Origin of the sequence: Microbacterium sp. ISL-103 (assembly GCF_018613995.1) — a bacterium.
In the GTDB taxonomy this organism is placed as follows: domain Bacteria; phylum Actinomycetota; class Actinomycetes; order Actinomycetales; family Microbacteriaceae; genus Microbacterium.
Window position 1 is genome coordinate 1 of sequence record NZ_JAGGPD010000411.1, and the last position, 6,594, is coordinate 6,594.

The following is a 6,594-nucleotide window of genomic DNA, read 5'->3' on the forward strand; positions in this document are numbered from 1 at the left end:
GACCCTGTGGGTCGTGTTCTACTTCGGTCTCGCGCTGCTCGTCGCGGTGCTGCTCGGGAACGTCGCGGGATGGCGCAATGCCGGCGACTTCGTCACGGGCTGGGCGCTCGAGTACAGCCTCTCGATCGACAACCTGTTCGTCTTCGTCCTCATCATGGCGCAGTTCGCGGTGCCTCGGCGCCTGCAGCAGCAGGTGCTCATGGTCGGCATCATCATCGCGCTGATCCTTCGCGGCGCGTTCATCCTCGTCGGAGTCACGATCGTCGAGCACTTCTCGCCGATCTTCTACATCTTCGGCGCCTTCCTCATCTGGACGGCGATCCGCCAGGCGATGCCGGACGGCGACCACGACGGAGAGGTGCAGCGCGAGAATTTCGTCGTGCGTCTGCTTCGTCGTCGCATCGACATCAGCGAGGAGTACGACGGATCGAAGCTCCGCACGACCGTCGACGGCAAGCGGATGTGGACGCCCATGGTGATCGTGTTCATCACGATCGGCGTCACCGACCTGATCTTCGCGATCGACTCGATCCCCGCGATCTTCGAGATCACGACGAACGGCTTCCTCGTCTTCGCGGCGAACATCTTCGCGCTGATGGGCCTCCGACAGCTCTACTTCCTGCTCGGCGACCTTCTCGACCGCCTGCGATACCTGCACTACGGCATCGCGGTGATCCTCGGCTTCATCGGCATCAAGCTGATCCTGCACGCGCTGCACGAGAACGAGCTGCCCTTCATCAACGGCGGTCAGCACGTCGAGTGGGTGCCCGACATCGACAACATGGTGTCGCTCGGTGTCATCGTCGTGGCCATGACCGTGGCGACCGTCGCGAGCCTCATCGCGTCATCTCGCGAGAAGCGTGCGGAGCGCATCAGCCCGAAGGTCGAGTGAACCGGCGGTGCTTCACTCCGCCGACCACAGCAGCTCGGCTTCGAGGGTGAGGTCGACGACCTGACCCAGCAGCGCGCCTGCCGTGGTGGACTGCAGCAGCGTGTACCGGTCGTACTCGCCGAGCGGTGCGATCGCGGCGAGCTGCCAGGCCGCAGCGAGAGGATCGTCGGACAGTTCCGTGTCGGCTCCCCAGGGCCCGTCGGCGCGAGCGAGGACGCGCCGCACGATGGCCTCGGCTTCGGTGAGCAACGGCATGAGCGCATCGTGCCACGTCAGCTCGGGCAGCGGTGTCACCTCGGCGATCGGGTGGGGCGCATCGTCAGACCAGTGCTCGACGGTGAAACGCGCCGTGCCGACGGAGACCATGTACAGCATCTCCGCGTCCGCCGACACGGTCACGAGCCTGGCCATCGTGCCGATGCGGCTGCGCCGATCGCCACCCCCGACCTCATGGCCGCGCTCGATGAGCACGACGCCGAATTGCGGGTCATCCTCGTCGAGAAGGCGTCCGATCATGGTGAGGTAGCGCGGCTCGAACACGCGGAGCGGAAGCGGAGTGTAGGGAAACAGCACCGATCCCAGCGGGAACATCGGTATTTCAGCCATGCCCCCAGTCAACACCGCACGACGTACAGTGAACAGATGTCCAGACCCCGCCCCGTCGTCCCCTCTGCCGGTCAGGAATCCGTGTGGGACTATCCGCGGCCGCCGAGGGTCGAGCAGGTGGCCGACCGCATCACGATCCGGCTGGGCGGCGAGCTCATCGCCGACACGCAGCACGCGGTGCGGGTTCTCGAGACCAGTCACCCTCCCGTGTATTACATTCCGATCGACGATTTCGTCGACGGGGTGCTCACCGACGCGCCCGGCTCGTCGTTCTGCGAGTTCAAGGGCGCCGCACGCTACTTCGACGTGCGCGGCGGAGGCATACTGGCGGCGGGCGCCGCGTGGACCTACCCCCATCCGACGTCGGGGTTCGAGGAACTGTCGCGCCGGGTCGCCGTGTACGCGGATCCGATGGACGAATGCACGGTGGGGGATGAGGTCGTCTCCCCGCAACCGGGCGGGTTCTACGGGGGCTGGGTGACGTCGTCCGTCGTCGGACCCTTCAAAGGCGTGCCCGGCTCTCTGGGCTGGTAGCTCGCCGCGCGGCCGCGATCAGAACGCGCGCAGGTTCGCCTGCAGCCCGCCGTCGACGTATTCGCGTCGCAGGATCCCGCGGCGCCGCAGCACGGGCACGAGCTCGTCGAGCGTGCGATGCAGCGTGACCGGGTGGAAATCGCCCCAGAGCAGCACGCCGTCGTTGCCCCAATCACCCAGCTCTTCGATCAGATCGGCGAATTCCTCGGCCGTTCCGACGAACCCCGATCGATCGGCGATGCGCCCGGTGCGAGCGAGTGCCGTGAGGTGTGCCCTCAGCGGAGCATCCTCTCCGCGGTCACCGATCAGACGCTGGATGCTGCCGCGCGATACGTGCTCGCCGAAGACCGATGTGTCGAGTGGCCGATCGAGGTCGAGCGCCGTGAGGTCGGTCTCGAGGTCGCTCGACTGCTTGCGGGCGATCTGCACGAGAGCCTCGTCGTCGGGATGCGCGGACGCCGCGACGATGCGGTCGGCCTCTTCGGCGGATGAGGTGATGACCGGCTGGATCGCGAACAGGATCTTGATGTCCGAAGCGGAGCGCCCTGCCGCGATGGCCGCGTCATGGATCTTCGCCCGGTAGGCACGCACGGACGCCTCGTTCAACGGAGCGAGCGCGAGCTGCACATCGGAGTTCGCGCCTGCGAAGCCCAGGCCACGGCCGGAACCGCCGGGAGAGACGACCGCGGGCTCGCCGTCGGTGAACGGCACCGCGTTCAACGGCCCGTCGAACGCGTAGTGCTCTCCGCGATGCGTCACGGAGTGCAGCTTCGACCCGTCGGCGAAGAGGTCGGTATCGCGGTCGCCGATCAGCGCCCCGTCGCCCCAGCTGCGCCAGAGCGAGCGGATGCCGGCGAGCCACTCCTCAGCGCGGTCGTAGGCCGCATCATGCCCGAGTTGCTCCGCGGCCGAGAAGTGCCGGGCGCTCCCGGTGTCGGTCACGACGTTGAGGCCGAGCCTGTGCCCACTGAGATGCTGCAGGGTCGAGAACTGTCGCGCCGCCGTGTACGGCAGATAGGCAGCAGGGTTCACGGTGGGGACGACTCCGAGATGGCGGGTCGCCTGGAAGAGGTAGGGAGCGAGCAGCAGCGGATCGTGCTTCGGGCCGCCGAACGCGTGGCGGACTCGCAGATCGAGGGTGTCGGGGGAGCCGAGAGACGGAGCGTCCTCGATGATGACGAGGTCGAACCCTGCCCGCTCGAGCGTGCGCGCCGCCTCTTGATAGATCTCGGGGCGCGTCCAGTCGTAATCCCAGTCCAGTGACGGGTACCCCCATCCCTGCGGACCGAAGCCGCGCGCCAGGAACCACCCGAAGTGCTGGGGCCCGGTCATGCGACGGCCTGCCGCGCGGGCTCGAGCACCCGCGCCAGGTCGGCGATCAGATCGGCGACGTTCTCGATGCCGATCGACAGCCGCAGTGTCCCCGGCCGGACGCCGAGGACGTCGCGCTCGTCGGGCGACCTGTGCGAGTGGCTAGTGGTCGCGGGATGCAGCACGAGCGAGCGCACGTCACCGATGTGGGTCATATGCGTGAAGACCTCGACGCTCTCGACGAAGTCGCGAGCGGCGTCCAGGCCGCCGCTCAGCGTGAAGGTGAAGATCGATCCATGGCCGCCCTGAAGGTACTTCGCGGCGAGTGAGTGATCGGGGTGGCTCTCGAGCCCGACGTAGTCGACGCTCTCCACCGCGTCCTGAGCGGACAGCCAGCGTGCCACGTCGAGCGCATTGCGCGACTGACGTTCGACACGGAGTCCGAGCGTCTCGGCGCCCTGGCCGATGAGGAAGGCATTGAGCGGAGAGGGGGACGCACCGAAGCGGGGCGCCACTGATTCACGCGCGTAGGCGATGCGGGCATTGCCTCCGTGACGAGCCGCGACGCTGGGGAGACCGCCGCGTCCGGGCAGCACCAGGTGCGGAGCGTTGTGTCCCGCCGTGGCGGCGTCGAAACGGCCGTCGTCGAGGATCACGCCTCCGAGCACCGACCCGTGGCCGGCGAGGAACTTCGACGCCGAGTGCACGACCATCGCGGCGCCGTGCTCGAGAGGACGCAGGAGGAAGGGTGTGGCGAGGGTGTTGTCGACGATGAGAGGGATCGCGAACTCGTCGGCGACGCCGCTGATGGCGGCGATGTCGAGGATGTCGTTGCGTGCGTTCGCGATCGACTCTCCGAACAGGGCCCGCGTGTTGGGACGGACGGCGCCCCGCCACGCGTCGGCGTCGGCGATGTCGTCGATGAAGGTCGTCTCGATTCCGAGGCGTGCGAGGTTGTCGAGCAGGAGTCCGCGCGTGCCCTCATAGATGTGAGTCGAGGAGACGATGTGGTCTCCCGCGCCCGCCACCGTCAGGAGGGCGGTGACGACGGCGGCCTGTCCGCTGGCGACGAGCACGGCCTCGGACGCGGACTCGAGTGCGGCGAGCTGACGCTCGACGGCGTGCACCGTGGGATTGCCGGTTCGTGTGTACCCGAAGCCCGCGCCGGTGCCGAAGTGGTCGGCGGCATGGTCGAAGTCGTCGAACTCGAACCCTGCGGTGAGGTAGATCGGAGTCGCTCGCGAGGGTGCGGCTCCCTGTCTGCGGGCGGCGGGCACCGCCGTGGTGGCGAAGCCGGGGGAGTCGACGGTCATTCGGGTGCCTCTCGAAGGTGCGGGTCCGAGTAGCGTGTCACGCGGCGACTCCGGGCGCTGAAGCGGTGGTAATCTGACGTCATGCGGATCGTGCTCCTTCTTAGCGGCCGCGACGAGACCTCGTTCTGAGCCCCTCCTCGTCGCGGAGTCCATCGTGGGCCGAACCGCCAGCTTCAGGAGAAACGCAATGAACATCCCCGCAGCAGACTCTGCTCCCGCACGTCGCAGGACCCTCGCTGAGAAGGTCTGGGATGACCACCTCGTGGTCAAGGGCGAGAACGGTGAGCCCGACCTCATCTACATCGACCTGCACCTGGTGCATGAGGTGACGAGCCCCCAGGCGTTCGACGGCCTGCGATCAGAAGACCGGCCGCTGCGTCGCCTCGACCTGACGATCGCCACCGAAGACCACAACACGCCGACCTGGGACATCGACAAGCCCATCGCCGACCTCACCAGCCGCACTCAGATCGAGACGTTGCGGCGCAACGCCGCCGAGTTCGGCGTGCGTCTGCACTCGCTCGGCGATGCCGAGCAGGGCATCGTCCACGTCGTGGGACCGCAGCTGGGCCTGACCATGCCGGGAATCACGGTGGTCTGCGGAGATTCGCACACCTCCACCCATGGAGCATTCGGGGCGATGGCGTTCGGCATCGGCACGAGCGAGGTCGAGCACGTCATGGCGACGCAGACGCTGCCTCTGAAGCCCTTCAAGACCATGGCGATCAACGTCGAGGGGACGCTGCGCCCCGGTGTCACCGCGAAGGACATCATCCTCGCGGTGATCGCGAAGATCACCACCGGCGGCGGTCAGGGATACGTCCTGGAATTCCGAGGCAGCGCGATCCGCGCGCTGTCGATGGAGGGCCGCATGACGATCTGCAACATGTCGATCGAGGCCGGTGCCCGGGCGGGCATGGTCGCCCCCGACGATACGACCTTCGAGTACCTGAAGGGCCGGCCCCATGCTCCGAAGGGGCAGGACTGGGACGACGCCGTCGCCTATTGGCGCACGCTCCCCACCGACGAGGGGGCGACGTTCGATGCCGAGGTGTTCATCGATGCCGACGAGCTCGAGCCGTTCGTGACCTGGGGCACGAACCCCGGTCAGGGCAGCTCGCTGTCGGCTGCTGTGCCGAACCCCGCCGATATCCTCGATGCCAACGAGCGAGCGGCCGCGGAGCGGGCACCCGAGTACATGGCTCTGACACCGGGAACCCCCCTCAAGGAGGTTCCGGTGGATGCCGTGTTCATGGGCTCGTGCACCAACAGCCGCATCGAAGACCTGCGTGCCTTCGCCTCGATCATCAAGGGCAAGAAGAAGGCGGACGGCGTCCGCGGGATGGTCGTTCCCGGGTCGGCGCGCGTGAGGCTCGAAGCGGAGGCCGAGGGACTCGACCAGGTCATCAAGGACTTCGGCGCCGAGTGGCGCTTCGCCGGCTGTTCGATGTGTCTCGGCATGAATCCCGACCAGCTGGCTCCGGGTGAACGCTGTGCCTCGACGTCCAATCGCAACTTCGAGGGGCGGCAGGGCAAGGGCGGTCGCACCCACCTGGTCTCGCCGCTCGTCGCCGCAGCCACTGCCATCCGCGGAACGCTGTCGAGTCCCAGCGACCTGAACGAGATGGTGGAGGTCTGACTATGGAGAAGTTCATCACCCACACGGGCATCGCCGCTCCGCTCAAGCGCTCCAACGTCGACACCGATCAGATCATCCCGGCGGTGTTCCTCAAACGCGTCACCAAGACCGGCTTCGAGGATGCGCTCTTCCACGGATGGCGACAGGATCCGGACTTCGTCCTCAACCAGCCGGCATTCCAGGGGGCATCCGTCCTCGTCGCCGGGCCCGACTTCGGCACCGGATCGAGCCGCGAGCATGCCGTCTGGGCGCTGCGCGACTTCGGCTTCTCGGTCGTGCTCAGCCCGCGTTTCGCTGAC

7 protein-coding genes are annotated in these 6,594 nt (G+C 67.4%); 4 read left to right on the forward strand and 3 right to left on the reverse strand.

Translation table 11 applies throughout. The annotated features are described in order from the left end of the window. The coding region (locus J7E68_RS14715) for a TerC/Alx family metal homeostasis membrane protein (protein ID WP_215173800.1) at positions 1-892 on the forward strand (892 nt) is incomplete at its 5' end. A gap of 12 nt (positions 893-904) precedes the next feature. Here J7E68_RS14715 and J7E68_RS14720 read toward each other — a convergent pair. Next, entirely contained in the window at positions 905-1,498 is a 594-nt protein-coding gene (locus J7E68_RS14720) for an LON peptidase substrate-binding domain-containing protein (protein ID WP_215173811.1), read from the reverse strand. 36 nt (positions 1,499-1,534) lie between these two features. Here J7E68_RS14720 and J7E68_RS14725 point away from each other — a divergent pair, with 36 nt between their 5' ends. Further along, positions 1,535-2,032 (forward strand): DUF427 domain-containing protein, encoded by a 498-nt coding sequence (locus J7E68_RS14725; protein ID WP_215173813.1) that lies wholly within the window; start codon positions 1,535-1,537, stop codon positions 2,030-2,032. Between the two features lie 18 nt (positions 2,033-2,050). On the opposite strand, the gene J7E68_RS14730 is transcribed toward J7E68_RS14725, so the two are convergent. Beyond that, the gene (locus J7E68_RS14730; protein WP_215173815.1) at positions 2,051-3,364 is read right to left on the reverse strand and encodes an LLM class flavin-dependent oxidoreductase; all 1,314 of its coding nucleotides are present in this window, start codon (positions 3,362-3,364) and stop codon (positions 2,051-2,053) included. After that, complete coding sequence (locus J7E68_RS14735) at positions 3,361-4,656, reverse strand: O-acetylhomoserine aminocarboxypropyltransferase/cysteine synthase family protein (RefSeq protein WP_215173817.1); 1,296 nt, start codon at positions 4,654-4,656, stop codon at positions 3,361-3,363. The genes J7E68_RS14730 and J7E68_RS14735 overlap by 4 nt, the downstream gene beginning before the upstream one ends. Positions 4,657-4,843: 187 nt before the next feature. On the opposite strand from J7E68_RS14735, the gene leuC reads away from it, so the two are divergent. Both leuC and leuD read left to right on the forward strand, forming a co-directional pair. After that, positions 4,844-6,295 carry a 3-isopropylmalate dehydratase large subunit gene (gene leuC, locus J7E68_RS14740; protein ID WP_215173819.1) on the forward strand — a complete coding sequence of 484 codons (1,452 nt, stop codon included), beginning with the start codon at positions 4,844-4,846 and terminating at the stop codon, positions 6,293-6,295. A 2-nt stretch (positions 6,296-6,297) separates the two neighbouring features. Continuing rightward, the coding region (gene leuD / locus J7E68_RS14745) for a 3-isopropylmalate dehydratase small subunit (RefSeq protein ID WP_215173821.1) at positions 6,298-6,594 on the forward strand (297 nt) is incomplete at its 3' end.